This window comes from Streptomyces sp. NPDC090119, assembly GCF_044747085.1.
GTDB lineage: Bacteria > Actinomycetota > Actinomycetes > Streptomycetales > Streptomycetaceae > Streptomyces.
This window is the reverse complement of record NZ_JBIVDK010000004.1, coordinates 581,941-608,786: the sequence shown is the minus strand read 5'-3', so window position 1 is coordinate 608,786 and position 26,846 is coordinate 581,941. Positions and strand designations below refer to the sequence as shown.

Sequence of the window (26,846 nt, the reverse complement as noted above, 5' to 3'; positions counted from 1 at the left end):
GACGAGACCGGCAGATGGGATTGACGCCACCTCTTTTACTTAGAGTAGCCTTGCCTAAGTTGACCGGTTTCCGGAGGGTGGCTGGTGGGATCAGGGGAACCGTCGGGGCGCGATGTCCTGACACGCTCGGTCAGGGGGCAGGCGCGGCGCGTCGCGCTCGGCGCGGGGTTCGGCTGTGTGCACCAGCTGGGGGAAGCCCTGGTCCCGGTGCTCATCGGCGTCGTCATCGACCAGGCCGTGGCCGGGCAGGACGCCGGACGGCTGGTGGGGTGGCTGGCGGTGCTCGCGGTCATGTACGTGGTCTTGTCCTGGAGCTTCCGGCTGGGCGCGCGCTCGGGCGAGCGCGCCGCCGAGGAGGCCGCGCACACGCTGCGGCTCGCGGTGGTGCGCCGGGTGCTGGACCCGCGCGGCGGCGCGGAGGCGGGGCTGCTCCCCGGCGAGCTGGCGAACGTGGCCACCGAGGACGCCAAGCGGGTCGGCGCGGTCAACATGGCGCTGATGAGCGGCATATGGGCCGTCGCGGGCATCGCGGTGAGCGCGGTCGCGCTCCTGGTCACGTCCGTGCCGCTGGGGCTGATCGTGCTGGTCGGCACGCCGGTGCTGCTGTGGCTGGGGCATCTGCTCAGCAAGCCGCTGGAGCGGCGCAGCGAGGCCGAGCAGGATCGGGCCGCGCACGCCTCGGGGGTGGCCGCCGACCTGGTGGCCGGGCTGCGGGTGCTGAAGGGGCTGGGCGCCGAGCGGGCCGCCGTGGAGCGGTACCGCCGCACCAGCCGGGTGTCGCTGGCGGCGACGCTGCGCGCGGCCCGCGCCGAGTCCTGGCAGACCGGGCTCGTGCTGGCCCTGACGGGCGGCTTCATCGCGCTGATCGCCCTGGTGGGCGGGCGGCTGGCCCTCCAAGGGTCGCTGTCGCTCGGCCAGTTGGTGTCGGCGGTGGGACTGGCACTGTTCCTGCTGGGCCCGTTGGAGACCTTCGCCTGGGTGAACGCCGAGCTGGCGCAGGGACGCGCCTCCGCCGCCCGGATCGCCGGGGTGCTGGCCGCCGCGCCGGGTGTGAGCGGCGGTGACGACGCGATGCCGGAGCCGGTCCGCGGGGCGCTGCGGCTGCGCGGGGTCCGGCTCGGTGGCCCGGAGGGCGTCGACCTCGATCTGCCGGCCGGGCTCGTGACCGGCATCGCGGTGACCGACCCGGCCGGTGCCGAGGCCCTGCTGCGGCTCCTGGGCCGGGAGCACGACCCGGAGACCGGCTCGGTCGAGCTGGACGGCGTACCCCTGACCCGGCTGGACCCCGCCGCCCTGCGGGTCTCCGTCCTGGTCGCCGCGCACGACGCGGCACTGTTCGGCGGGTCGCTCGCGGCGAACGTGACACCGGACGGGGAGACCGACGGGCCCGACCCGCTCACCGAGCGGGTGCTCGCCGCCGCCCGCGTGGACGAGGTGGCCCGCTCCCTGCCGCACGGCACCGCGACCGAGGTCGGCGAGGGCGGTCGCTCCCTATCCGGCGGTCAGCGTCAACGCGTGCTGCTGGCAAGGGCGTTGCGCGCCGAGCCGCCCGTGCTGGTGCTGCACGATCCGACCACCGCCGTGGACGCGGTCACCGAGGCGCGGATCGCGGAGGGACTGCGGGAGCTGCGGCGCGGACGCACCACGGTCGTGGTGACCAACAGCCCCGCGCTGCTCGCCGTCACCGACCGCGTCGTCCTCCTCGACGGCGGCCGGATCGGCGCCGAGGGCACCCATGAACAGCTCGTACGGACGGACGCCGACTACCGGACGGCGGTGCTCACGTGACGGAGACCGAAGGCGCGGCGCTGCTGCCGACCGCCACCCCCGCCCGTACCCGTGCCGTGGTGCGTGAACTGCTGCGCCCGCACCGGGGGTTGGCGTTCGCCGGGTTCGGGCTGCTGGTGCTGGCCACCTCCGTGGGGCTGGTCACCCAGCCGCTGCTGGGGTACATCGTGGACCTGGTCACCGAGCACCGCGCCCCGGCCACGCTGACCTGGCCGGTGGCCGCGCTGGCCGGGGTGGCGGTGGCGCAGGGCGTACTGACCGCGCTCGGCATGTCGCTGGTGTCCCGGCTCGGCGAGACCGTGCTCGCCCGGCTGCGCGAACTCTTCGTGGAGCGGGCCCTCGCGCTGCCGCTGGAGCGGGTGGAGCGGGCGGGCTCCGGCGACCTGAACGCCCGTGTCACCCGCGACGTCTCCCGGGTCGCGGACGCGGTGCGCGGGGCGCTGCCCGAGCTGGCCCGCTCGGCGCTGTCGATCGTGCTGACCCTGGGCGCGCTGGCCCTGCTGGACTGGCGGTTCCTGCTGGCCGCGCTGCTCGCGGTGCCGGTGCAGGCGCACACCGCCCGCTGGTACGTGCGCAACGCGGTCCCGCTGTACGGACGCGAGCGGATCGCGGCCGGGGCTCAGCAGCAGCAGTTGCTGGACACCATCGGCGGCGCCCGGACGGTACGCGCGCACCGGCTCCAGGACGGCCACACCGAGCGGGTGACCGTCCGTTCGCGGGCGGCGGTGGAGCTGACGATGCGCGGGGTGCGGCTGGTGCTGCGCTTCTACTCCCGGCTGCACATCGCGGAGTACCTGGGCCTGGCCGCCGTGCTGGTCACCGGGTTCCTGTTGGTGCGCTCCGGTTCGGCGTCGGTGGGTACGGCCACGGCGGCCGCCCTGTACTTCCACAGCCTCTTCGGCCCGGTCAACACCGCGCTGGTGCTGCTGGACGACGCCCAGTCAGCGACCGCCGGACTGGCCCGCCTGGTCGGCGTGGTGGACGAGCCCATGGCGGAGGAGGCCGGGGCGGCGGACCTCGCGGTGCCGGACCCGTCGGTGACGCTCACCGGGGTGTCGCACGCGTATGTGCCGGGCCGTCCGGTGCTGCACGGGGTGGACCTCGAGGTGCGGCCCAAGGAGCGGGTCGCGCTGGTGGGCACCACCGGCGCCGGCAAGACGACGCTGGCCAAGCTGGTGGCCGGGCTGCACTCCCCCACGGCGGGCAGTGTCGACATCGGCGGCGCCGGACCGGACGTCTCCGGCCGTCTGGTGGGGCTGGTGACCCAGGAGGTCCATGTCTTCGCCGGACCCCTCGCCGACGACCTGCGGCTGGCCCGCCCGGAGGCGGGCGACGAGGAGCTGCGCGAGGCGCTGACTGCGGTGGGCGCCCTGGGCTGGGCCGAAGCGCTGCCCGAGGGCTTGGACACGGTCGTCGGCGACGGCGGGCACCGGCTCACCACCGACCGCGCCCAGCAGCTCGCGCTGGCCCGGCTGCTGCTCGCCGACCGGCCCGTGGTCGTCCTGGACGAGGCGACGGCGGAGGCGGGCAGTTCGGGCGCCCGGCTGCTGGACGAGGCGGCGGAGCGTGCGCTGCGCGGCCGTACCGCGCTCGTGGTCGCCCACCGGCTCAGCCAGGCGGCCGCCGCCGACCGGATCGTCGTCCTGAGTGACGGCCGGGTGGCGGAGAGCGGCACGCACGCCGAACTCCTCGCCGCCGAGGGCGCGTACGCCGCCCTGTGGCACGCCTGGTCCGGCAGCCGCTCCCCCGCCGAGGCGGGCCCCTGACCCCGCACCCCCACGCACAGGACCTTTCACCACGAAGAGAAGGATCACCGATGCCCCGCGCCACCAGAGCCTCCCGGCTGACCGGCCTGCTCACCTCCGTACTCCTGCTCGCCGTGACCGCGGTCGCCTGCGGCTCCTCCGACTCCGGCTCGGACTCGTCCGGCTCCGGCGCCAAGGGCTCCGCGAACACCGCGTTCCCGGTGACGATCGCCCACAAGTACGGCAGTACGACGATCAAGTCCGAGCCGAAGCGGATCGTCACCGTCGGCCTCACCGACCAGGACGCCGTGCTCGCGCTGGGCAAGGTGCCGGTGGGCACGACCGAGTGGCTGGGCGGCTACAAGGGCGCCATCGGGCCCTGGGCGAAGGACAAGCTGGGCTCCTCCCCCGCGCCGACCGTCCTGAAGGACACCGGCACCGGCCCCCAGGTGGAGAAGATCGCCGCGCTGCGCCCCGATCTGATCCTCGCCGTCTACTCGGGGCTGACCAAGTCGCAGTACGCGAACCTGTCGAAGTTCGCGCCGGTCGTGGCCCAGCCGAAGGAGTTCAACGACTTCGGGGTGCCGTGGCAGCGGCAGACCGAGGTGATCGGGAAGGCACTCGGCAAGGAGACCGAGGCGAAGAAGCTGGTGGCGGGCGTGCAGGACAAGTTCGCCGCGGCCCGCCAGGCCAACCCCGGCTTCACGAAGTCGGCCGCGGTGGTGGCCACTCCGTACGAGGGCACGTTCGTGTTCGGCAGCCAGGACCCGCGTTCCCGGCTGCTGTCCGACCTCGGGTTCGCGCTGCCGAAGGACCTGGACAAGGTGATCGGGGACAAGTTCGGCGCCAACATCAGCAAGGAGCGCCTCGACCTGCTCGACCAGGGCGTGGCCCTCTGGATCGTGCCGGACCTCACCACCGCCGTCACCAAGCTGCACCGTGACCCGGTCTACGGCGACCTGAACGTGGTGAAGCAGGGCCGCGAGGTGTTCGTGAAGGAGACCAGCGACTACGGCAACGCGGTCTCCCTGTCCACGGTGTTGAGCATTCCCTACGTCCTTGACCGCCTGGTCCCGCAGCTCGCGGCCGCCTCGGACGGCAAGCCGGAGACGAAGGTGGCGCAGCCCGCGTCCTGACACGCCTCCAGGCAGGGGGGCGGGCCCATGACGGGTCCGCCCCCCCTGGCTTTTTCAGGCTCCGTCGGCCATGGCCTCGATCAGGCTCTTGGGGCGCATGTCCGTCCAGTGGGTCTCGATGTGGTCGAGGCAGTCCTGGCGGGGCGCGGGGCCGTGGACGACGGTCCAGCCGGGCGGGACGGCGACGAAGTCGGGCCACAGGCTGTGCTGGCCCTCGTCGTTGACGAGGACGGTGTAGACGCCGTCGGGGTTCTCGAACGGGTTGCTCATGGCGGGCTCCTTGCCTTCCGGTCGGGGTGGGGCGGTCAGGGGCGGTGCTGGGCGGCTCGGCGTACCAGCGCCTCCAGCGCCCGGAACCAGGTGTGGGCCAGGTCGCGGACCTGCTCCTCGGTGAGGAGGCCGGCCGCGTAGGCCCAGTGGGCGCTGAGTTCGGGCCCTTCCGGGCGGTCCTCGGTGAGGGCGTTGAGGGTCAGGGCGTGCGACATCGGCATACCGGGGTCGGCGTCGAGGTCGGCGGCGGACTCCTCGGCCGCGTAGGACCAGTCGGCGGCCTCGGGGCGGTCGAAGCGGCCCATGTAGTTGAACTCGATCTGCGGATCGTCCAGTTGGGCCAGCTTCGGCGCGGTCTCCGGGTTGAGGTGGCGCAGCAGGCCGTGGCCGATTCCGGCCGCGGGGAGGGCGGCGAGATGCTCCCGGACGCGGGCCAGGGCGGCGTCCAGCGCGGGGCCGTCGTCGAGGGTGGCGTCCGGGCCGGGGTCGAGCCGTACCGGTACGACGCTGGTGAACCAGCCGACGGTACGGGACAGGTCGGCGTCGCCCGCGATCTCCTCCTCGCGGCCGTGCCCCTCCAGATCGACCAGTACGGGCCCGCCGGGACGGTCGGCGCCCAGGACGCGGGCCCGCCAGTCGCCCACGGCCAGGGCAAACGCGGTGAGCAGCACGTCGTTGACTCCGGCGCCGAACGCGGCCGGGGCCCGGCTGAGCAGGGGCTCGGTGATCTCCGGGGGCAGGGTCAGGGAGAGGTACCGGGTGGCGGCCACGGTGTCGCGGGCGGGGTCCAGGGGGCGGGCCAGCGGCAGCCCCGCGCCCTCGGCCAGGGTGCCGGTCCACCAGGGCAGTTCGTCCTCGGTGGCGGGGTCGGCGGCCCGGCGTTCCAGCAGCCGTGCCCAGCGGGCGAACGACATCTCGACGGGCGCGAGTTCGGGGGTCCGGCCGTCCCGGACGGCGGTCCACGCGGTGGCGAGGTCGGGCAACAGGGTGCGCCAGGAGACGCCGTCGATCACCAGGTGGTGGACGAGGAGCAGCAGCCGTCCGGGGTGGCCGGGCCCGGCGTCGAACCAGACGGCCCGCACCATCGCCCCGTCGTCGGGGTCGAGTCCGTCGCGGGCTGTCGCGGCGTACCGGGCGATGGCGGCCCGCAGCGCGGTCCCGTCCGCGCCGCGCACGTCGGCCCGGGTGAGCCAGTCACGGGTGTCGGCGGCGGGCGGCACGTGGAGAGCGGGGCTCGGTGTGCGGACGAGCCGGGCACGGAGCATGTCGTGCCGCTGGGCCAGCGCCTCCAGCACGGCCAGCAGTCCGGGTTCGGTGAGGTCGGCGGGGGTGCGCAGCAGCGCGGCCTGGTGGTAGGCGGTGAAGGGACCGCCGCGGGCCAGGAGGGCCCGCATGATCGGGGTGAGCGGGACGGTTCCGGTGCCGTCGTCGTGGGTGGCGTGCCGCCGGCCCGGATCGAGGATTACGGCGACGGCGGCCAGGGCGGCGACGGTGCGGTGCCGGAAGACCTGGCGCGGAGTGATCCGCAGTCCGCCGGTGCGGGCGCGGGCGACGAGCTGCATGGCGACGATGCTGTCCCCGCCGAACGCGAAGAAGTCGTCGTCCGTGCCGACGGCCTCGGCGGGCAGCCCGAGGGTCTCGGCGAACAGGTCGCGCAGGGTGCGCTCGGTGTCGTTCTCCGGGGCGCGTCCACCCCCGGTGAAGGTCGGCGCGGGCAGGGCGGTGCGGTCGAGTTTGCCGTTGGACAGCGACGGCAGCCGGTCCAGCACCACGACGGCGGCCGGGACCATGTAGTCGGGCAGGGTGGCGGCGGTGTGGGCGCGCAGTTCGCCCGGCTCCGCCGCCATCCCGTCGCGGGGGACGGCATAGGCGATCAACTGGCGGATGCCGGGCCGGTGTTCGCGGGCCACGACCACCGAGTGCGCGACGGCCGGGTGGCTGTCCAGCGCGGCTTCGATCTCGGCGAGTTCGACGCGGTAGCCGCGGATCTTGACCTGGTCGTCGGTGCGGCCGGCGAACTCCAGCAGGCCGTCCTCGGTCCAGCGGGCCAGGTCTCCGGTGCGGTACATGCGTGCGCCGGGTGCGCCGAAGGGGTCGGCGACGAAGCGTTCGGCGGTGAGTTCCGGGCGGCCGAGGTAGCCGCGGGCGAGGCCGGGTCCGGACAGGTACAGCTCGCCGGTGACACCGGGCGGGACGGGGCGCAGGGCGGTGTCGAGGACGTAGGCGCGGGTGTGGTGGACGGGCCGTCCGACGACCGGTCGGGCGCTGTCCCGGACGTGGCCGACGAGCGCGTCCACGGTGGCCTCGGTGGGGCCGTACAGGTTGACGGCCTCGGTGCGCGGCAGCGCGGCGAGCCGGGTCCACAGCGACTCAGGGACGGCCTCGCCGCCGAAGCCGACCAGGGCGAGCGGGCAGTCGCCGTCGGGGCCGATCAGGCCGCTGTCGGCCATGCGGGCGAGCAGGGACGGGGTGACCTCGATGAAGTCGATGCCGTGTGCGCGGATGAAGGCGGCGAGGAGTTCGGGGTCGCGGCGGGTCTCGTCGTCGGCGATGTGCAGGGCGTGTCCGTCGAGCAGCCAGAGCTGGGGCTGCCAGGAGGCGTCGAAGGAGAACGACCAGGCGTGGCCGACGCGCAGTTGGTCGCGTCCGGTGCTGCGGCGGGCGGCCGCGTGCAGGTCGTGGCGGTGGCTGTGGAAGAGGTTGGCGAGGCCGCGCTGGGTGACGACGACGCCCTTGGGGCGGCCGGTGGAGCCGGAGGTGTGGATGACGTAGGCGGGGTGGTCGGGGCGCGGGGCGGTGGGCTCGGCCTGCGGGAGGGCGTCCGTGGGGGCGTCGAGGAGCAGGACGGGAATGTCGGTGGCGGGCAGGGCGGTGTCCTCGGTGGTGAGGATGAGGACCGGGTGGGTGTCGGTGAGCATGCCGGTGAGCCGGGCCTCGGGCAGGTCGGGGTCGAGGGGCAGGTAGGCGGCGCCCGCCTTCTGTACGGCCAGGATGGCGGCGATGTGGTCGGCGGTGCGGGGCAGGGCGAGGGCGACGATGCGCTCGGGTCCGGCGCCCTGTCCGGCGAGGGTGCGCGCCAACGCGTCGGTCCGGGCGTCGAGTTCGGCGAAGGTCCAGGTGGTGCGGCCGTCCGTGACGGCGACCGCGTCCGGGCTCGCGGCGACCTGTGCCGCGAACAACTCCGGCACGGTGCCGAGGCGTTCGGCCGGTGGCAGGGCGTTGTCGTTCCACCGCTCCAGCACGGTGTGCCGGTCGTCCGGGCCGAGCAGGCCGAGCCTGCCGACGGGGCTGTCGGGGTCGGCGGCCATGCCGGTGAGGAGGTGGCGGAGGGCGTCGGTGATACGGCGCACGGTGGCCGCGTCGAGGAGGTCGGGGCGGAACTCGGCGGTGAGACGCAGCCGTTCGGCGGGCTCGACCGCCCAGGCGAACGGATAGTGCGTGGAGTCCTGATGTTCGCGGACGGTGGCGCGGGGTGCCTCGCCGTCCTCGCTGCTGTCGGCCACGGGGTACGACTCGAACACCACCAGGGTGTCGAAGAGTTCACCGAGTCCGGTGGCGCGCTGGATGTCGGCGAGACCGAGGTGCTGGTGGCGGATGAGCCCGGACTGCTCGTCCTGCAGCCGGTGCAGCAGCTCGGCGGTGCTCTCCTGGGCCCGCAGCCGCACCCGTACGGGCACGGTGTTGATGAAGAGGCCGATCATCGCCTCGGACCTGGCGAGTTCGGGTGAGCGTCCGGCGACGGTGGCGCCGAACACGACGTCGTCGCGTCCGGTGAGCCTGCCCAACAGCACGCCCCAGGCGGCCTGCACCAGGGTGTTGAGGGTGACGCCCTGGCTCCGGGCGAATGCCTCCAGCCCGGCGGTGCGGTCCGCGTCCAGTTCGACGGTGTGGGTGTGCGGGACCGCGGCGGCCCGGTCGGGGTCGGCGGGCGCGATACGGGTGGGCTCGGCGAGCCCGGCGAGGGCGCCGGCCCACGCTGCGGTGGAGGCGGCCTGGTCCTGAGCGGCCAGCAGCCGCAGATGCGCCCGGTACGGGGCGGGCGGGGCCGGGGTGCGGCCCTCGTAGCGTGCCCACAGTTCGGCGGTGAGCAGCGGCAGCGACCAGCCGTCGAGCAGCAGGTGCTGGTGGGAGAGGACGAGCCGGTGCCGGTCCGGGCCGGTCCGGGCCAGCAACAGCCGCAGCAGCGGTGGCTGTTCGGGGTCGAACCGGCGCCGCTCCTGCCCGAGCAGCCGCTCCCAGTCGCCGTCGGCCGCATCGGTGAGGTCGAGCTGCCGCCAGGGCAGTACGGCGGTGCGCGGGACAACGGCGACGGGCCGCCCGGAGGACAGGTGCCGGAAGCCGCTGCGCAGGTTCTCGTGGGCGTCGAGCACACCCTGCGCGGCGGCGCGCAGCCGGTCGGCGTCGAGGGGGCCGTCGAGGTCGTAGGAGACCTGGACGGTGTACACGTCCGGCCCCTCGTCGCCGGAGTCGAGGGCGGCGTGGAAGAGCAGCCCGGCCTGGAGCGGCGAGACGGGGAGCACCTCGGTGCCGGGCGGGAGGGCGGCGAGTTCGGCGCGTTCGGTGTCGGTGAGGTCGGGCAGCAGCGGAGTGTCGTCGGCCCGGTGCTCGGCGGCGGCAGTGCTGGTGGCGACGGCGGCGAGTCCGGCGGCCGACTTGTGCCGGAACACGTCACGGGGGCTGAACGCCAGCCCGGCGGCGCGGGCCCGCGCGACGAGTTGCATGGCGACGATGCTGTCCCCGCCGAGGGAGAAGAAGTCGTCCTCGACGCCCACGCGTTCGAGGCCGAGCACCTCGGCGACGAGGGCACACAGCGTCTCCTCCCGCTCGGTGCGCGGCCGGGTGCCGCCGACCTCGGCGGCGAAGTCCGGCGCGGGCAGCGCACGGCGGTCGAGCTTGCCGTTGGGGGTGAGCGGGAGCGTGTCGAGCAGGACGACGGCGGCCGGGACCATGTGGCCGGGCAGGGTGGCGGCGGTGTGCGCGCGCAGCTCGGCGGGGTCCGGGTGCGGGCCCTCGGCGGGGACGGCGTAGGCCACGAGCCGGTCCTCGCGCAGCACGACGACCGCCTGGGCGACCCGCGTGTGCCCGGTGAGCGCGGCCTCGATCTCGCCCGGCTCGATACGGAAGCCACGCAGCTTGACCTGGTCGTCGACCCGGCCGAGGTACTCCAGTTCCCCGGCCGGCGTCCAGCGGGCGAGGTCCCCGGTGCGGTACATCCGGGCACCGGGCGCCCCGAAGGGGTCGGCGACGAACCGCTCGGCGGTCAGGCCGGGCCGGTTCAGGTAGCCACGGGCCAACTGGGCTCCCGCCAGATACAGTTCACCGGCCACGCCGGGCGGCACCGGGCCGAGGACCGCATCGAGGACGTAGGCGCGGGTGTTCCACACCGGGCGGCCGATGGGCACGGTGGCCGGGTCGGCGGGGACTTCGTGAGCCGTGACGTCGACGGACGCCTCGGTGGGACCGTAGAGGTTGTGCAGGCGGCTGCCGGGCAGCACGCGGTGGAAGCGGGCGGCGAGGGGTACGGGCAGGGCCTCGCCGCTGGACATGACCTGGCGCAGTCCGGTGCAGTGCGCGGCGGCGGGTTCGTCCAGGAAGGCGCGCAGCATGGACGGCACGAAGTGGGCCGTGGTGACGCCCTGTTCGCGGATCAGCGCGGCCAGGTAGGCGGGGTCCTGGTGTCCCTCGGGGCGGGCCACGACCAGGGTCGCGCCGGTGATCAGCGGCCAGAAGAACTCCCACACCGACACGTCGAACCCGGCCGGGGTCTTCTGCAACACCCGGTCGATGGACGTCAGTTCATGAGCTTCCTGCATCCACAGCAGCCGGTTGACGATGCCCGCCTGCGGGACGACGACACCCTTGGGGCGGCCGGTGGAGCCCGAGGTGTAGATGACGTAGGCGGGATGACGGGGGTCGTACGAGGTGGGGAGCGGGGCGTCGGCCGGGTCCTCCGGCGTGCCGTCCGCGTCCACGCGCAGGTGGCGGGTGCCCGTGTCGGGGACATCGATGCCGTCGCTGGTGACCAGGCAGGCCGGGTCGGCGTCGGCGAGCAGGTGGGCGAGCCGGTCGGCGGGGTGGGCGGGGTCCAGGGGCAGGTAGGCGGCGCCCGCGCGGTGCACCGCGAGCAGGGTGACGACGAGGGCCACGGATCGGGGCAGGGCGACGGCCACGGTGGTCTCGGGGCGGGCGCCGTGCGCGGCCAGGGTACAAGCCAGGCGTTCCACGCGCCGGTCCAGTTCGGCGTAGGTGAGGGCGGTGCCCTCGAAGACGACGGCGGTGGCCTCCGGGGTACGGGCCGCCTGGGCGCGGACCAGCTCGGGCAGGGTGCCGTCGGGGACGGTCCGGGCGGTGTCGTTCCAGCCGGTGAGGACCAGGGCGCGTTCGTCGTCCCGAAGGACGTCGAGCGTGCCGACGCGGCGGCCGGGGTCGGCGGCGGCCTGGGCGAGGAGGGACTCCAGCCGACGGGCGAGGAGTTGGACGGTCGGCTCGTCGAACAGGTCGGCGCTGTACTCGATCCAGCCCTGGATGCCGTCCTCCTGCTCGACGAAGTCGAAGCTGAGGTCGAACTTGGCGCTGTCCTGGCCCACGGTCTCGCGGGTAGCCGTGAGACCGGGAAGTACCGGCCCGTCGCTGCGGCCCGCGAGGTGGACGACCATGACCTGGAACAACGGGTGCCGCGCGAGGGAGCGTTCGGGGTTGAGGGCCTCCACCAGCCGCTCGAAGGGCAGGTCCTGGTGTTCGTAGGCGGCGAGGCCGGTCTCCCGGACGCGGGCGAAGAGTTCGGCGAAGGTCGGGTCGCCGGACAGATCGGTGCGCAGGACGAGGGAGTTGACGAAGAACCCGACCAGGTCCTCCAGCGATTCGTCCGCGCGGCCGGACACCGGGGCGCCGAGCGGGATGTCGTCACCCGCGCCGAGCCGGTGCAGCAGTGCGGCCACGGCGGCCTGGGACACCATGAACATGCTGACCCCGTGATCGCGGGCGAGGGTCCGGAGGGCGCGCGCCTGCGCGGGCGGCACGGTGAAGCCGACGGTGCCGCCGCGCCCGCTGGACTCGGCCGGGCGGGGGCGGTCGGTGGGCAGGTTCAGCTCGGCCGGGATACCGGCGAGCGCCTCCGTCCAGTGGGCCAGCAGGTCGGCTTCGGCGACCGCCAGCAGATCACGCTGCCACAGGGTGAAATCGGCGTAACTCACCGGCAGCGGAGCCCAGTCGGGGGTGCGTCCCTCGGTGCGGGCCGCGTAGGCGGTGCCGAGGTCGGCGAGCAGCGGGCGTTCGGACCACTCGTCGGTGGCGATGTGGTGGAGCAGGAGCAGCAGGACGTGTTCCCGCGGACCAGCCTCGAACAACACAGCCCGCAACGGGAGTTCCGCTGTCAGGTCGAAGGGGTGCGCGGCCTCGGCCGCCAGGTCGGCACCGTCCAGCAGCGGAACCCTGACCTCGTCCAGCACCTGCTGGTACGGGACTCCGTCCACGGCCGGGAACACGGTCCGAAGCGGGGCGTGCCGTGCGGCCACGTCGTTCAGGGCGGCTTGCAGGGCGTTCCGGTCCAGGGCGCCGGTGAGGCGCCACACGGCCGGGATGTTGTAGGCGGGGTCGGGGCCGTTGACCTGGTGCAGCAGCCACAGCCGCCGCTGGGCGGAGGACAGGGGCAGCCGTTCCGGCTGCGGGCGCCCGGCGGTGAGCGCGGGCCGACCGGGGGAACGGGAGGCGTCCAGGCGGGCGGCGAGCCGGGCCGGGGTGGGGGCGTCGAAGACCGTGCGCAGCGAGAGGTCGGCGCCGAGGGCGGCGCGGACCCGGCTGACCAGGCGCATGGCGGCCAGGGAGTGACCGCCGAGGGCGAAGAAGTCGTCGTGGACGCCGACCTCCTCCAGACCGAGCACATCGGCGAAGAGGCCGCAGAGGATCTCCTCGCGCGGGGTGCGCGGCCGGGCGCCGTCGGTGCGGAAGTCGGGGTCGGGCAGGGCCCGGCGGTCGAGCTTGCCGTTCGGAGTGAGTGGCAGCGCGTCGAGCGTGACGTAGGCGGCCGGGACCATGTGCGCCGGGAGGGTGGCGGCCACATGTGCGCGCAGCACAGTGGTGTCCGGCATTTCACCGCTCGGGACCACATAGGCGACGAGTGCCTGGTCACGGACGACGACCGCCGCACCCGTGACGGACGGGTGGGCGGTGAGCACGGCCTCGATCTCGCCGGGCTCGACCCGGAAGCCACGCACCTTGGCCTGGTCGTCGGTGCGTCCCAGGTACTCGAGCGCCCCGTCCGCCGTCCAGCGGGCCCGGTCCCCGGTGCGGTACATCCGGGCACCGGGCGTCTGCGCGTACGGATCGGCCACGAACCGCTCGGCGGTCAGCGCGGGCCGGTCCAGATAGCCACGGGCCAACTGCACACCGGCCAAGTACAGTTCACCGGCCACTCCGGGCGGCACCGGATTGAGCCCGGCATCCAGGACGTAGGTCCGGGTGTTCCACACCGGGCGGCCGATCGGCACGGTGGTCGCGCCGGGGCCGATCTGGGCCGCGGTGACGTCGACGGACGCCTCGGTGGGGCCGTAGAGGTTGTGGAGTCCGGCGGTCAGCGTCTCGTGGAAGCGGCGGGTGAGGGCCGCGGGCAGGGCCTCGCCGCTGCACAGCACCCGGCGCAGCCCGGTGCACTCGGTGGCGGACGCCTCCTCCAGGAACAGCTGGAGCATGGACGGCACGAAGTGGACGGTGGTGACGTCCTGGCCCCGGATGAGCCGGGCCAGGTAGGCGGGGTCGCGGTGCCCCTCGGGCCGGGCGACCACCAGTGCGGCGCCGGTGATCAGCGGCCAGAAGAACTCCCACACCGACACGTCGAAACTGGACGGCGTCTTCTGCAGCACCCGGTCCTCGCCGGTCAGACCGTAGGTGTCCTGCATCCACAGCAGCCGGTTGACGATGCCCGCCTGCGGGACGACGACGCCCTTGGGGCGGCCGGTGGAGCCGGAGGTGTAGATGATGTACGCGGGGCTCCGGGGGTCGTACGACGTGGGCAGGTCGGCCTCGGGGCCGGTGGGCAGGGCGTCGCGGATCACGCACACCGGGTGGGCGTCCTCGACCATGAGGGCGAGGCGGTCGGCCGGATAGTCGGGGTCCAGCGGGAGGTAGGCGGCTCCGGCACGGTGGGTGGCGAGCAGGGCGACGACGAGGTCTGCCGAGCGTGGCAGGGCGACGGCGACCGTCTCCTCCGGCCCGGCACCGAGACCGGCCAGGACGCGGGCCGTGTGCTCCACGCGGGCGTCCAGCTCGGCGTACGTCAGCCGCTCCCCCTCGAAGACCAGCGCGGTGGCGTCCGGGGTGCGGGCGGCCTGGGCGCGGAACAGCTCGGGCAGAGTGGTGTCGGGAACGGCCGTGGCGGTGTCGTTCCAGTCGGTGAGGACACGTGCCCGCTCGGCGCTTTCCAGAACCTCCAACTCCCGTACAGGCAGGGCGGGTTCAGCAGCCGCCCGTTCCAGCACGCGCAGCATCCGTCCCGCCAGCCGCTCGACCGTGCCGTGGTCGAACAGGTCGGTCGCGTACTCCAGCAGGAGCACGATCCCGTCGGCCTCGTCGACGAAGGTGAAGTGCAGGTCGAACTTGGCGGCGCCGGTGTCCATGTCGTACCACTCGGCGGGCAGTCCGAGCAGGGTGCTCGGGTCGCCGTCGGGGCGGTGGTGGTAGCCCATCATGACCTGGAAGAGCGGGTTGCGCCCGGCCACGCGCGGCGGGTTCACGGCCTCCACGACCCGGTCGAAGGGGAGGTCCTGGTGCTCGAAGGCGGCGAGCGACGACTCCCGCACCCGGCCCAGGAGTTCGGTGAAGGTGGGGTCCCCGGACAGGTCGGTGCGCAGTACGAGGGTGTTGACGAAGAAGCCGACCAGGTCGTCCAGCCCGCTGTCGGTGCGGCCCGCGATGGGGGCGCCGAGGGGGATGTCGTCGCCCGCGCCGAGCCGGTGCAGCAGCGTGGCGGTAGCGGCCTGGAGCAGCATGAACATGCTGGTGCCGGTGGTGGCGGACAGCTCGCGCAGCGCCCGCCCGGTCTCCACGGACACCGCCCGGCGTACGACCGCTCCCCGCCCGCTGGGCTCGGCGGGGCGTACCCGGTCGAGGGGCAGCGGCAGTTCCTCCGGCAGTCCGCTCAACGCCTGGGTCCAGTAGGCGATTTGCTGCTCTCCGAGCTGCGCCAGGAGTTGTTCCTGCCAGAGGGTGTAGTCCGCGTACTGGACCGGCAGCGGCGTCCAGTCGGGGGCGGTTCCGGCCGCGCGGGCCGCGTACGCGGTGTCCAGGTCGGCCAGGAAGGGGCGGTCGGACCACTCGTCGGTGGTGATGTGGTGCAGGACGACCGCGACGACATGGTCCTCGGCGCCGATCCGGAACACCTCGGCGCGCAGCGGGAGTTCACGGGTCAGATCGAAGGGGCGGCGCTGTGCGGCCTCGATCAGCGCGGGGAGCCCGGCCTCCGCGGCGTCGGCCACCGTGCACGGCACCTCTACCTCCTCGGCGCCGACGACACGCTGGTACGGCTCACCCTCGTGCTCCCCGACAAGGGTGCGCAGCGACTCGTGCCGGGCGGTGACATCACGCAGCGCAGCCCGCAGCGCGGGCAGGTCCAGCGGGCCGCGCAGCCGCAGGACGAGCGGGAAGTTGTACGCCACTCCCCCGGCCCGCTCGGCGAGGCGGTCCACCAGCCAAAGCCGCCGTTGCGCGGCGGACAGCGGAACCCGCTCGGGGCGCCGCACGGCCGCGGCGAGCCGGGGCCGGGCGGGCTTGCCGCTGTCGGCGCGGCCTGCGAGCAGCGCCGGGGTGGGGGCCTCGAACAGGTCGCGGATGGCGAGTTCGGCGTCCAGCTCGGTGCGGGCGCGGCTGACCAGCCGGGTGGCGAGGAGCGAGTGGCCGCCCAGGTCGAAGAAGTTGTCCTCGGCGCCGACCTCGGGCAGCCCGAGCACCTCGGCGAAGAGGCGGCACAGGACTTCCTCGCGCCGGGTACGCGGTCCTCGTCCGCCGCCGAGGGCGACGGCGGGTTCGGCGTCGGGCAGGGCGCGCACGTCGAGCTTGCCGTTGGCGTTCATCGGCAGGGTGTCCACGGTGACGAAGGCGGCCGGGACCATGTAGTCGGGCAGCTCGCGGCCCAGTTCCTCGCGCAGCCTGCGCACCAGGGCGCTGGTCTCGCGGGCGGCCGTGGGGTCGTTGGCGTGGGGATGGGTGCCGTCGGGCCGGAACAGCCCTGCGGTGAGGCGGGGTTCGGCGGGCAGGAACACCGCGTCGTAGGTGCCGGTCGCGGCCGACCAGGTGGTGAGCACCCGCTGTCCGGACCGGGTGGCGAGGTGGTGCAGGTCGTCGGGGTCGACGCCTCCCTCCACGGTCCGCCCGTCGGGGATGCCGGTGACGCGGAGGCCCTCGGGCCGGGCGCCGCGCGGTCGGTCCCCGAAGCGTCCGGTGGTCGCGGGGATGCCGGTGAGCAGCTCGCCCATGTCCTCCGTCGTACGGTCCCCGCGCACGAGGTCGCCGACCACGTGGGCGGTGGTCCAGTCGACGGTCGGCAAGTCCGCCAGGTCCATGTCCGGTTGACCGGCGTACAGGACGACGTCGTAGCGGTGCCGGGTGAGTTCGTTGTGGTGGTGGCCGCGCTTGGTGCGGAGGTCGACGCCGTGGCCGAGGGTGGTGAAGTAGTCCGGGTCGACCAGGAGTTCCTTCTCCAGCCGCAGCCCGCGTTCCACCGCACGCTCCAGGTCCTCGTCGGCGGTGCCCCGGGCGCGCTGGATCTCGGTGTGGAAGACGCGGGCGTGCCGCAGGTTCCGTACATCCCCGACGAACAGGGCGCCACCGGGCGCGAGCAGATCGAGGGCGCCGTGCAGCACTCCGGTCAGGTGCTCGACGCTGGGGAAGTACTGGATGACGGAGTTGATGACGATGGTGTCGAAGTAGCCGGTCGGCAGCCCGCTCAGATCCTCGGCGGGCTGGCAGCGCAACTCCACCTTGGCGGCCAACTCGGGCTCACGGATCAGCTCTTGACCGATCTTGCGGATGACGGGGGCGGCGAAGTCGGTCGCCCAGTACGCCTCGGCCTCCGGGGCGAGCCGGGAGAGCAGCAGGCCGGAGCCGACGCCGATCTCCAGGACGCGGCGGGGGTTCAGGGAGCGGATGCGGGCGACGGTGGCCTCGCGCCACTCGTGCATCTCCTCGAACGGGATGGGCTGCCCGTCGTAGGAGCTGTCCCAGCCCGCGTACTCCTCGGTGAAGACGGCGGTGCCGATCTCCTCGTACTCGTCGGAGTAGATCTCCTGCCACTCCCCTACCTGCGCGGCCTCGGCGGCGGTGCGGTCGGCGGTACCGGCGGGGGCGGGAACGACGTAGCCGACGAGGCGTTCGTCGCGGACCACGACGGCGGCCTGGGCGACCTGGGGATGGCGGCTGAGGGCGGCTTCGATCTCGCCGGGTTCGATGCGGTAGCCGCGGATCTTGACCTGGTCGTCGGTGCGGCCGAGGAAGTCGAGGTTGCCGTCGGGGTTCCGGCGCACCAGGTCGCCGGTGCGGTACATGCGCTCGCCGGGCGCGCCGAACGGGTCGGCGACGAAGCGTTCCGCGCTGAGCGCGGGCCGGTCCAGGTAGCCGCGGGCCAGGCCGATCCCGGCGATGTACAGCTCGCCGGGCACGCCGTCGGGTACCGGGCGCAGCCAGGCGTCCAGGATGTGGGCGCGGGTGCCCCGGATGGGACGTCCGACAGTGGGCGTGGCGCTGTCGAGGGTGCCGCCGCCGAGGGTGTTGATCGTGTACTCGGTGGGGCCGTACAGGTTGTAGCCGTACGTACCCTCGGTGTCCCGCAGCGCCGTCCACACCGTCTCCGGCACGGCCTCGCCGCCGAGCAGCACCAGCGGGGGTACGTGGCCTTCGAGGAGGCCCTGTTCGATCAGCAGGCGGGCGTAGGTGGGGGTGACGTTGACGACGTCGACCCGGTGCCGTTCGCAGTAGGCGACCAGCGCCTCGGCATCGCGACGCAACTCCTCGTCGCAGACGTGCACTTCGTGGCCCTCGACCAGCCAGAGCAGCTCTTCCCAGGACATGTCGAAGGCGAAGGACACGGTGTGCGCGATGCGCAGCCGCCGTCCGCCCGCCGAGGCGATGGCCGGGGCGAAGATCTCCTTCTGGTGGTTGAGCTGCATGTTGGTCAGCCCCCGGTACGGGGTGACGACACCCTTGGGGCGGCCGGTGGAGCCGGAGGTGTAGATGACGTAGGCGGGGTGTCCGAGGCTGAACCGGCGGCGTACCGGGGTGTCCGGCAGTGCGGCCAGGTCGGCACGCGTGTCGGGGTCGTCGAGCAGTACGCGGGGTGTGTCGGCGTCGAGGGTGGCGGAGACGGCGCGGGTGGTGAGCAGGAGCAGCGGGCGGGCGTCGGCGAGCATCCCGGACAGCCGGTCGGCGGGGTGGTCCAGCTCCAGCGGCAGATAGGCGGCGCCGGTGCGCAGTACGGCGAAGAGGGCGACAACGGTGTCCAGGGAGCGTGGCAGGCCGAGTGCGACGATCCGCTCCGGCCCGGCGCCCCGCTCGATGAGCAGCCTCGCCAACTGGTTCACGGAGGCGTCGAGTTCGGCGTAGGTCAGCGTCTGCTCGCCGCACACCAGGGCGCGGGCGTCCGGGGTGCGGGCGGCCTGGGCGGCGAGGAGGTCGGCGATGGTGTCCTCGGGTTCGGGGACCCGGCTCGCCTCCTGTTCGTGGCGCAGGGCGGTGTGCTCGGCGGGCAGCAGCGGGTCGAGTGAGCCGACCGGGGCGTGGAGGTCGGTGGTGAGTCGGTCCAGGAGCAGGGTGAACCGGTCGAGGAGGGCGCGGGCCCGGTCGGTGGGGACGAGGTCGGGCCGGTGGGTGAGGGTGACCGTGATGCGGTGGCCGGGGGTAACGACGAGGTTGGCCGGGTAGTGGGTGGCGTCCACGTTGGCGACGGCGGTGGCGCCGTGCCGGGTGCGCAGTCCGGCGAGGCGTTCCTCGGTGTCGTTGTTGCGCAGCACGAACAGCGTGTCGAACAGTTTGCGGTGCCCGGTCTCGGCCTGGAGCACGCCGAGGCTGAGGTGCTCGTAGGGCATGAGGTCGAGGCGTTCGCCCTGGACCCGGTGGAGCAGGCCGAGGACCGGTTCGGCGGGGTCGAGCGCGATGCGGGTGGGGACGGTGTTGAGGAAGAGGCCGATGATGTCGCCGACGTGCGGGACCTCGCTGGGCCGTCCGGCGACGGTGGTGCCGAAGACGACGTCCGCGCGGCCGGTCGCGGTGGCGAGGGTGAGCCCCCAGGCCGCGTTGAGCAGGGTGTTCAGGGTGAGGCCGTGCGCGCGGCCGGTGTCCCGCAGCCGCTCGCCCAGCTCGGTGCTCAGCAGGGTGTCGAGCTGGTCGGGGATGACCGGTTCGAGGCCGTCGGGGGCGGTGGGGGCGAGGAGGGTGGGCTCGTCGAGTCCGGCGAGCGCGGTGCGCCAGGCGGCGGTGGCCTCGGTGTCGTCCTGCGCGGCGAGCCAGGTGAGGTAGTCGCGGTAACTGCCGGGCGCGGCAAGGGAACCGGCATCGCCGCCGGTCTCGTACAGCCCGAACAGCTCGTCCAGGAAGAGCCACGCGGACCAGCCGTCCCAGAGGATCAGATGGCGGCCGATGACGAGCCGGTCGCCGCGCCCGTCACCGAGCCGGAGCAGGAGCAGCCGGAACAGCGGCGGCTTGGACAGATCGAACTTGCGGGTCCGCTCCGCGCCGGTCAACTCCGCCACGCGGGCTTCCTGTTCGGCGGCCGTGAGGTGGGAGAGGTCGACCGTCTCCAGCGGGATCTCCGGGTCCGCGACGATGAACTGCACCGGCTGGTCGAGGCCGTCGCTGGTGAAGCCCGCGCACAGGCCGGGGTTGCGGTCGAGCAGGGTGCGTACGGCGGCGCGCAGCCGGGTGGTGTCCAGCGGGGTGGCGAAGTCGAAGGTCTCGTGGACGGTGTAGACGTCCAGGGCGCCCTCGTCGTACGCCGAGTGGAAGAACAGGCCCTCCTGGAGCGGGGCCAGCGGCCAGACGTCGGCGACCTGGGCCGGGGCGGCCAGGGTGCGGACGCGGGCGTGTTCGGCGTCGGTGAGGGTGAAGGCGGCGGCCGTACCGGCCGGGGTGGCGGTGGTGGTCCCGGTCCCGGCGGCGAGGGCGGCCGGGGTGCGGTGGGTGAAGACGTCGCGGGGGCTGACGTCGAGTCCGGCCGCGCGGGCGCGGGCGGCGACGCCGATCGAGCTGATGCTGTCGCCGCCGAGCCGGAAGAAGTCGTCGTCGGGGCCGACGTCCGGGATGCCGAGGACGGCCGCGAAGATCCCGGTCAGCGTCTGCTCCACCGGCCCGGAAGGCTCGCGGCGGACGGCGCGCTCGGCCTCGGGGGCGGGCAGCGCGGCCTGGTCCAGCTTGCCGCTGGGGGTGAGCGGGAGGTCGTCGAGGAGGACGTACGCGTCGGGAACGAGTGGCGCGGGCAGCGCCTCGGCCAGGGTGCCGCGCAGCTCGGCGGGGTCGACGGTGGCGCCGGGTGCGGGGACGGCGTAGGCGACGAGGCGGTGGTCGCGGACGACGACCGCGCCCCGGGCGATGTCCGGGTGCCGGGTCAGGGCGGCCTCGATCTCGCCGGGCTCGATCCGGTTGCCGCGCAGCTTGACCTGGCGGTCGGTGCGGCCGAGGTAGTCGAGGGTGCCGTCGGCGCGGCGGCTCACCAGGTCGCCGGTGCGGTACATGCGGGTGCCGGGCGCGCCGTAGGGGTCGGCGACGAAGCGGTCCGCGGTCAGCGCGGGGCGCCGGTGGTAGCCGCGGGCCAGCTGGACGCCGGTGAGGTACAGCTCGCCGGGGACGCCGTCGGGTACCGGCCGCAGGTAGGAGTCCAGCACGCGCAGGCCGGTGTTCCACACGGGTCGGCCGATGGGCACGACGGTGTCGGGGGCGTCGTCGCAGGCGTGGTGGGTGACGTCGACGGCGGCCTCGGTGGGCCCGTACAGGTTGTGCAGCGGGACCCCGGTCAGCTCGCGCCAACGGCGGGCGGCCGCTCCGGGCAGCGCCTCGCCGCTGCTGAACACGCGGCGCAGACCGGCCGCCCAGGCGGGATCGGCGGTGACCTCGTCGGAGCCGAGGAACGCCTCCAGCATCGAGGGCACGAAGTGCAGGGTGGTCACGCCCGCGTCCCGGATGAGGCGAGCCAGATAGGCGGGGTCGCGGTGGCCGTCCGGCGCGGCGAGCACCACGGCGGCGCCCTCGCACAGCGCCCAGAAGAACTCCCACACCGACACGTCGAACCCGGCCGGGGTCTTCTGCAGCACCCGGTCGTCGGGCATGAGTCCGTACGCGCCCTGCATCCACGCCAGCCGGTTCACGATGGCCCGATGGGTGACGACGACGCCCTTGGGGCGGCCGGTGGAGCCGGAGGTGTAGATGAGGTAGGCGGGGTCGTCGGGTCGGGCGGGGTCGGCGGGCGGGACGTCTCCGGGCGGTTCCTCGGCACCGTCGTCCACCATGAGCACGTCGAGCCCGTCGGCCGAGGGCAGCCGTCCGGCGTCCCGGCTGGTGGTGAGGATGGTGGTCGCGCCCGAGTCGGCCAGGGTGTACGCCAGCCGCTCGGCGGGATAGTCCAGGTCGAGCGGCAGATACGCGGCGCCCGCCTTCAGCACGGCCAGCAGCGCCACCATCAGCTCGGCCGACCGGGGTACGGCGACGGCGACGAACCGCTCCCGGCCGATGCCCCGCGCTCGCAGCCGGGCCGCCAAGTGCTCGGCACGGGCGTCGAGTTCGGCGTAGGTCAGCGTGGTGCCCTCGTACACGACGGCGGTGGCGTCCGGGGTGCGGGCGGCCTGCGCGGTGACGGCGGCGGCGAGGGTGGTGTCCGGGACGGTACGGGTCTCCCCCGCCGGGTGGGCCTGGGCCAGCTCGCGCGGGGTCAGCAGGGTGAGGTCGGCGACGCGGGTGCCGGGGTCGTCGGCGAGGGTGTGCAGCAGCAGGGTGAGCCGGTCGGCGAGGGCCCGCACGGCGTCGGCGTCCAGGCGCCGGGCGTGGTGCTTGAGCCGCAGGTCGAGCCGCCGGCCGGGCTTGACGATGAGGGCCAGCGGATAGTGCACGGCGTCATGGAACGCGTGCCCGGCGACGGTGATCGCGCCGCTCGGGTCGGTGCTGCCTGAAGTTCCTTCGCCGCCGGGGTAGTTCTCGAACACCACCAGTGTGTCGAAGAGTTCACCGCCACCCGCGTGTCCAGCGGCCCGCTGGATGTCGGCGAGACCCAGGTGCTGGTGGTCGAGGAGGGCGCTCTGCTCCTCCTGCAGCCGGTCCAGCACCATGCCCAGGGTGTCGCCGGGCGCCCAGCGCAGCCGGGTCGGCAGGGTGTTGATGAACAGCCCGATCATCGATTCGACACCGTCCACCGCCGCGTCCCGCCCGGCGACAGTGGTACCGAAGACGATGTCCTGACGATGCGTCAGTTGCCCGAGGAGCAATCCCCACGCTCCCTGGACGAGGGTGCCGAGCGTGACCCCGCGTTCCCGGGCGCGGGCGACCAGGCGGGCGGTGACGCGCTCGGTCAACTCGACCCGGATCTGCCCCGGTTCGACGGGTCCGGGGGTGGCCGGGGTGCGCACCAGCAGGGTGGGTTCCTCGACCCCGGCGAGCGCGTCGCCCCAGGCCGCGCGGGCGGCCTCGCGGTCGGCGCCCGCGATCCGGCGGAGGTAGGCGCGATACGGGGTGACCTCGGGCAGCGGCTCGGGGTGTTCACCGTACAGGGCGAGCAGTTCACGGTGGAGGACGGGCAGGGACCAGCCGTCCGCGACGATGTGATGGAACGTCAGAATCAGTCGGTGGCGTTCGTCCGTGAGCCGGATCAGCGCGCAGCGCACCAGCGGTGGCCGGGCGAGGTCGAAGCGCCGGGCCCGTTCCTCGGCGGCCACGGCGTCGGCGCGGGTCTCCCGGGTGGCGGGGTCGGGCTCGGTGGTGAGGTCGGTCTCGTGCCAGGGCAGCGCGAGCCCGGACGCGACGAGCTGGACGGGGCGGCCGTCGGGGGTCTGCCGGAAGCAGGCGCGCAGCGGGGCGTGCCGGTCCAGCAGCCGTTCGGCGGCGGTGCGCAGCAGGGTGCCGTCGACGGGTCCGGTCAGCTCGATGACCTGCTGCACCACGTACGCGTCGTGTTCGGCACCGTCGACCAGGGCGTGGAAGAAGAAGCCCTCCTGGAGCGGGCCGAGCGGGAGGACCTCCTCGACGGTGAGATCGGCCGCGACCTCTCCGAGTGCCGGGACCTCCCAGGGCACGGTCTCGCCGTCCGTCTCCGCCGTGCCGGTGCGGGCGACGGTGGCGAGTTCGGCGGCGGTGCGGTGGCGGAACACGTCGCGCGGGGTGAGCTCCAGTCCGGCGCGGCGGGCGAGGACGAGGAGGCGGACGGCCACGATGCTGTCTCCGCCGAGCGCGAAGAAGTCGTCGTCGGCGCCGACCGAGGGCACGTCGAGGGCGCGGGCGTACAGCTCGCACAGCAGCCGTTCGCGGGCGGTGGCCGGTGGGCGGCCGCCGGTGGGGAGGGTGCGGTCCGGGACGGGCAGCGCGGCGGCGTCGAGCTTGCCGCTGGGGGTGACGGGCAGCCGGTCCAGCGGGACGAAGGGGGCCGGGACCATGTAGTCGGGCAGCGCGGCGACGGCGTGGGCGCGCAGGGCGGCCATGAGCGCGGAGACGTTGCGGAAGGGTGCCGGGCGGTTGGTGAGGGGGCGGCCGGTGCCCCTGCGGTACGGGGCCGGGGCGTCCTCGGAGGTGAAGAGGGCGTCGAGGGCGCCGTCCTCGGCGTCGCCGTCCCAGGTGAGGTGCGCGCGGCGGCCGTGCCGGGCGGCGATCTCGTGCAGGGTCTCGGGGTCGATGCCGTAGGGGCCGGTGGCGGGCCTGCTGCTGTCGTCCAGGGCGGAGAGGGCGCTCAGGTCGTCGGCGAGGCGGGCGTTGGGGATGCCGGTGACGCGCAGCGGGCGGTCGGTGGTGGCCAGCAGGTCGGACAGGGCTTCGTGCGAGCCGAGGTCGGGCCAGGGCGTCTCGGGTGCGTCGTCGGGCTCGGGTCGCATGCCCGGTCGCAGGACCACGTCGTACCGGTAGCGGGTGAGTTCGTTGTGGTGGGTGCCGCGCTTGATCCGGATGTCGGCGGTGAAGCCGTCCAGGATGGCGAAGAAGTCGGGGTCGACGAGGAGTTCACCTTCCCAGGCGACGGCCCGGTCCACGGCCGCCCGCAGCGCCTCCTTGTCGTCGCCCTCGGCCCGGTGCCCTTCAACGGCGGCGCTCAGGGTGCGCAGCAGCCGCAGATTGCGTACGTCCCCGATGAACAGGGAACCGCCGGGCGCGAGCAGCGCCGCCGCGTCGCGGAGCACACGGGTGAGGTAGTCGCCGCCGGGGAAGTACTGCACGACGGAGTTGACGACGACGGTGTCGAAGTACCCTTCCGGCAGCCCGATGAGGTCGTGCGCGGGCCGGGCCAGCAGGGTCACCCGGTCGGCGAGTGCGGGGACCTCGGCCACCTGGGCGGTGAGTGCGCGTACGGCTTCCTCGGAAAGGTCGGTGCCCCAGTACGCCTCGCACTCCGGGGCGAGCCGGGACAGCAGCAGACCGGAGCCGACGCCGATCTCCAGCACCCGGCGGGGCCGCAGTCCACGGATGCGGGCGACGGTCGCCTCCCGCCACTCGCGCATGTCGGCGAGCGGGATGGGCTGGCCGTCGTACATGCTGTTCCAGCCCGCGAAGTTCTCCGCGAAGTCCTCGGCACCGGCCGCCGAGTACAGCAGTTCGTGCAGGTCCTTCCAGTCCGCGACCCCGTCCTCCGAGGTGTCGTCCAGAGCGGGCACGACATAGGCGGCGAGGCGGCGTTCGCCGGGCCGGTCCTCGCGGACGACGACAGCGGCCTGGTCGACGGCCGGGTGGGCGCGCAGCACGGACTCGATCTCGCCGGGCTCGATGCGGAAGCCGCGGATCTTGACCTGACTGTCCGCGCGGCCGTGGAACTCCAGCCGCCCGTCGGACTTCCAGCGGACGAGGTCGCCGGTGCGGTAGAGCCGTTCACCGGGGGCGCCGAAGGGGTCGGCGACGAAGCGTTCGGCGGTCAGGCCGGGGCGGCCGAGGTAGCCGCGGGCGAGTCCGGCGCCGCCGAGGTACAGCTCGCCGGTGACCCCGGCGGGGACGGGCCGCAGCCGGTCGTCGAGGACGTAGGCGCGGGTGCCGGGGTCGGGGACGCCGATGGGCACGATGGTGCCGGGCGGGGTGTGCGGGTCGCAGCGGCCGAGCGTGGAGTTGGTGGTGGCCTCGGTGGGGCCGTAGGCGTTGAACATCATCCGGCCGCCCGCGTACCGGCCGACAAGCTCCGGCGAGACGCGTTCGGTGCCCGCCAGGAGGGTTGCCTCTGGCGGGAGTTGGACGTTCTCCGGCATCGCGGCCAGCAGGGCGGGCGGCAGGATCATGAAGGTGATGCCGTGCTCGCGGGCGTACTCCGCGAGGGGTTCGCCCGGCAGTCGGCGCTCGGTGGGCACGACGACGAGGCGGCCGCCGGAGAGCAGGCCGAGGCACAGGTCCCAGAAGGCCACGTCGAAGCTGGGCGAGGCGAACTGGAGGACCCGGCTGTGCGGGCCGATCCCGAACCGCTCGCGCTGGGTGGCGACGAGCTTGGCGACACCCGCGTGCGAGAGGACGACACCCTTGGGGCGGCCGGTGGAGCCGGAGGTGTAGATGACATAGGCGGCGTGCGCTGCCGTCAACTTCCGAGCCGCCGCGGGGTCGTGGGTCGGCTGGACGGCCAGCTCGGCGAGGGTCGCGGGGGCGTCCGGGACGAGCGGGTCGGTGCCCGGCGGCAGGTCGGGCAGGACCTCGGCGGTGGTGACCAGGCAGACCGGCCGGGCGTCGTCCAGCATGTAGGCGATGCGGTCGGCCGGGTAGTCGGTGTCGACGGGCAGATAGGCGGCGCCCGCCTTCAGGACGGCGACCTGCGCCACGATCATGTCGGCGGATCGGGGCACCGCCAGCGCCACGACCTGCTCGGGCCCGGCACCCCGCGCGACCAGGAGGTGTGCCAACCGGGCCGCTCGGGCGTCGAGTTCGGCGTAGGTGAGGCGGACGTCCTCGTGGATGAGCGCCACTTCCTGCCCCCGGGCGGCGACCTGGGCGGCGAACATGCGTGGCCAGGTGTGCGCGGGCACGTCGTGCGCGGTGTCGTTCCAGCCGGTCAGAATCCGGTGCCGCTCGTCGTCGGTGAGGAGTTCGAGGTCGGCCACGGCGGTGTCCGGGCGGGCCACCGCGTCGGCGATCAGGGTGCGGTAGTGGCCGAGGAAGCGGTCGGCCGTGTCCGCGTCGAACAGGTCGGTACGGTGGTCGATCCGTACCGTGCCGTCGGCGACGGACAGCGCGAGGTCCAGCGGGCCGCCCTCGGCCCAGGACGCGGGCCCGAACCCGGTGGCGCACAACACCCCTCCCCCTCGGGTCGGTTCGGGGGTGAGCAGCCGGAGCAGTTCGGTGGTGGGCAGCCGGTGAGCCTCGGCCTCGGCCCGCACCTCGGCGACCTCGGCGCACAGCTCGCCGAAGGAGGCGGAGCCGTCGACGGTGACGCGCAGCGGGAGTCCCGCGTACGCCACCGTCACCTCGGCGGCCGGGGCCGCGCCGTAGCGGTGCAGCAGGGCCACGAAGGCGGCGAGGAGGGTGTCCTCGCCGGTGTCGACGCCGAGCCGGGCCGTGCGTTCGGCGCGCGGTGCCGGGGCGTCCGGGCGGCTGGGGTAGGGCCGGTCGAGCGGCAACGGGGTCTCGGGGGCCGGTGCGGCGAACCTCCCCCGCCAGTACGCCTCCCGAGCCGGAGCCGGTACCGAGGAAGGTGTGCGAGAACGAGATGAGTTGTCCGACACAGCTGCCCGTGCCTCCCCTTAGGTGTGGAACGGCTCAGCGGAGCCGCGACCGCTCG

Annotated in this window: 5 protein-coding genes; 3 read left to right on the top strand and 2 right to left on the bottom strand. The window is 74.1% G+C overall.

Annotated elements, in window-relative coordinates; genetic code table 11:
• Positions 1–84: 84 nt before the first annotated feature.
• Genes ACIPPM_RS20460 through ACIPPM_RS20450 form a run of 3 tightly spaced genes read left to right on the top strand, consistent with a single transcriptional unit; the run spans position 85 to position 4,669 of the window.
• Positions 85–1,788 (top strand): ABC transporter ATP-binding protein, encoded by a 1,704-nt coding sequence (locus ACIPPM_RS20460; RefSeq protein WP_401449681.1) that lies wholly within the window; start codon positions 85–87, stop codon positions 1,786–1,788.
• Positions 1,785–3,554 (top strand): ABC transporter ATP-binding protein, encoded by a 1,770-nt coding sequence (locus ACIPPM_RS20455; RefSeq protein ID WP_401449679.1) that lies wholly within the window; start codon positions 1,785–1,787, stop codon positions 3,552–3,554. The genes ACIPPM_RS20460 and ACIPPM_RS20455 overlap by 4 nt, the downstream gene beginning before the upstream one ends.
• A 50-nt stretch (positions 3,555–3,604) precedes the next feature.
• Complete coding sequence (locus tag ACIPPM_RS20450; protein ID WP_401449677.1) at positions 3,605–4,669, top strand: iron-siderophore ABC transporter substrate-binding protein; 1,065 nt, start codon at positions 3,605–3,607, stop codon at positions 4,667–4,669.
• Positions 4,670–4,723: 54 nt separating this feature from the next.
• Here ACIPPM_RS20450 and ACIPPM_RS20445 read toward each other — a convergent pair whose 3' ends face one another.
• Together ACIPPM_RS20445 and ACIPPM_RS20440 are read right to left on the bottom strand one after the other, a co-directional pair.
• Entirely contained in the window at positions 4,724–4,939 is a 216-nt protein-coding gene (locus ACIPPM_RS20445) for an MbtH family protein (protein WP_388998100.1), read from the bottom strand.
• 35 nt (positions 4,940–4,974) lie between these two features.
• A complete protein-coding gene (locus tag ACIPPM_RS20440; protein WP_401449673.1) occupies positions 4,975–26,790 on the bottom strand; it encodes a non-ribosomal peptide synthase/polyketide synthase in 21,816 nt (7,271 codons plus the stop codon).
• Between the last annotated feature and the right edge of the window lie 56 nt (positions 26,791–26,846).

Coding starts and splice junctions, on each gene's coding strand:
- ACIPPM_RS20445 (WP_388998100.1), bottom strand. CDS start 4,939: ATGAGCAACCCGTTCGAGAACCCCGACGGCGTCTACACCGTCCTCGTC.
- ACIPPM_RS20450 (WP_401449677.1), top strand. CDS start 3,605: ATGCCCCGCGCCACCAGAGCCTCCCGGCTGACCGGCCTGCTCACCTCC.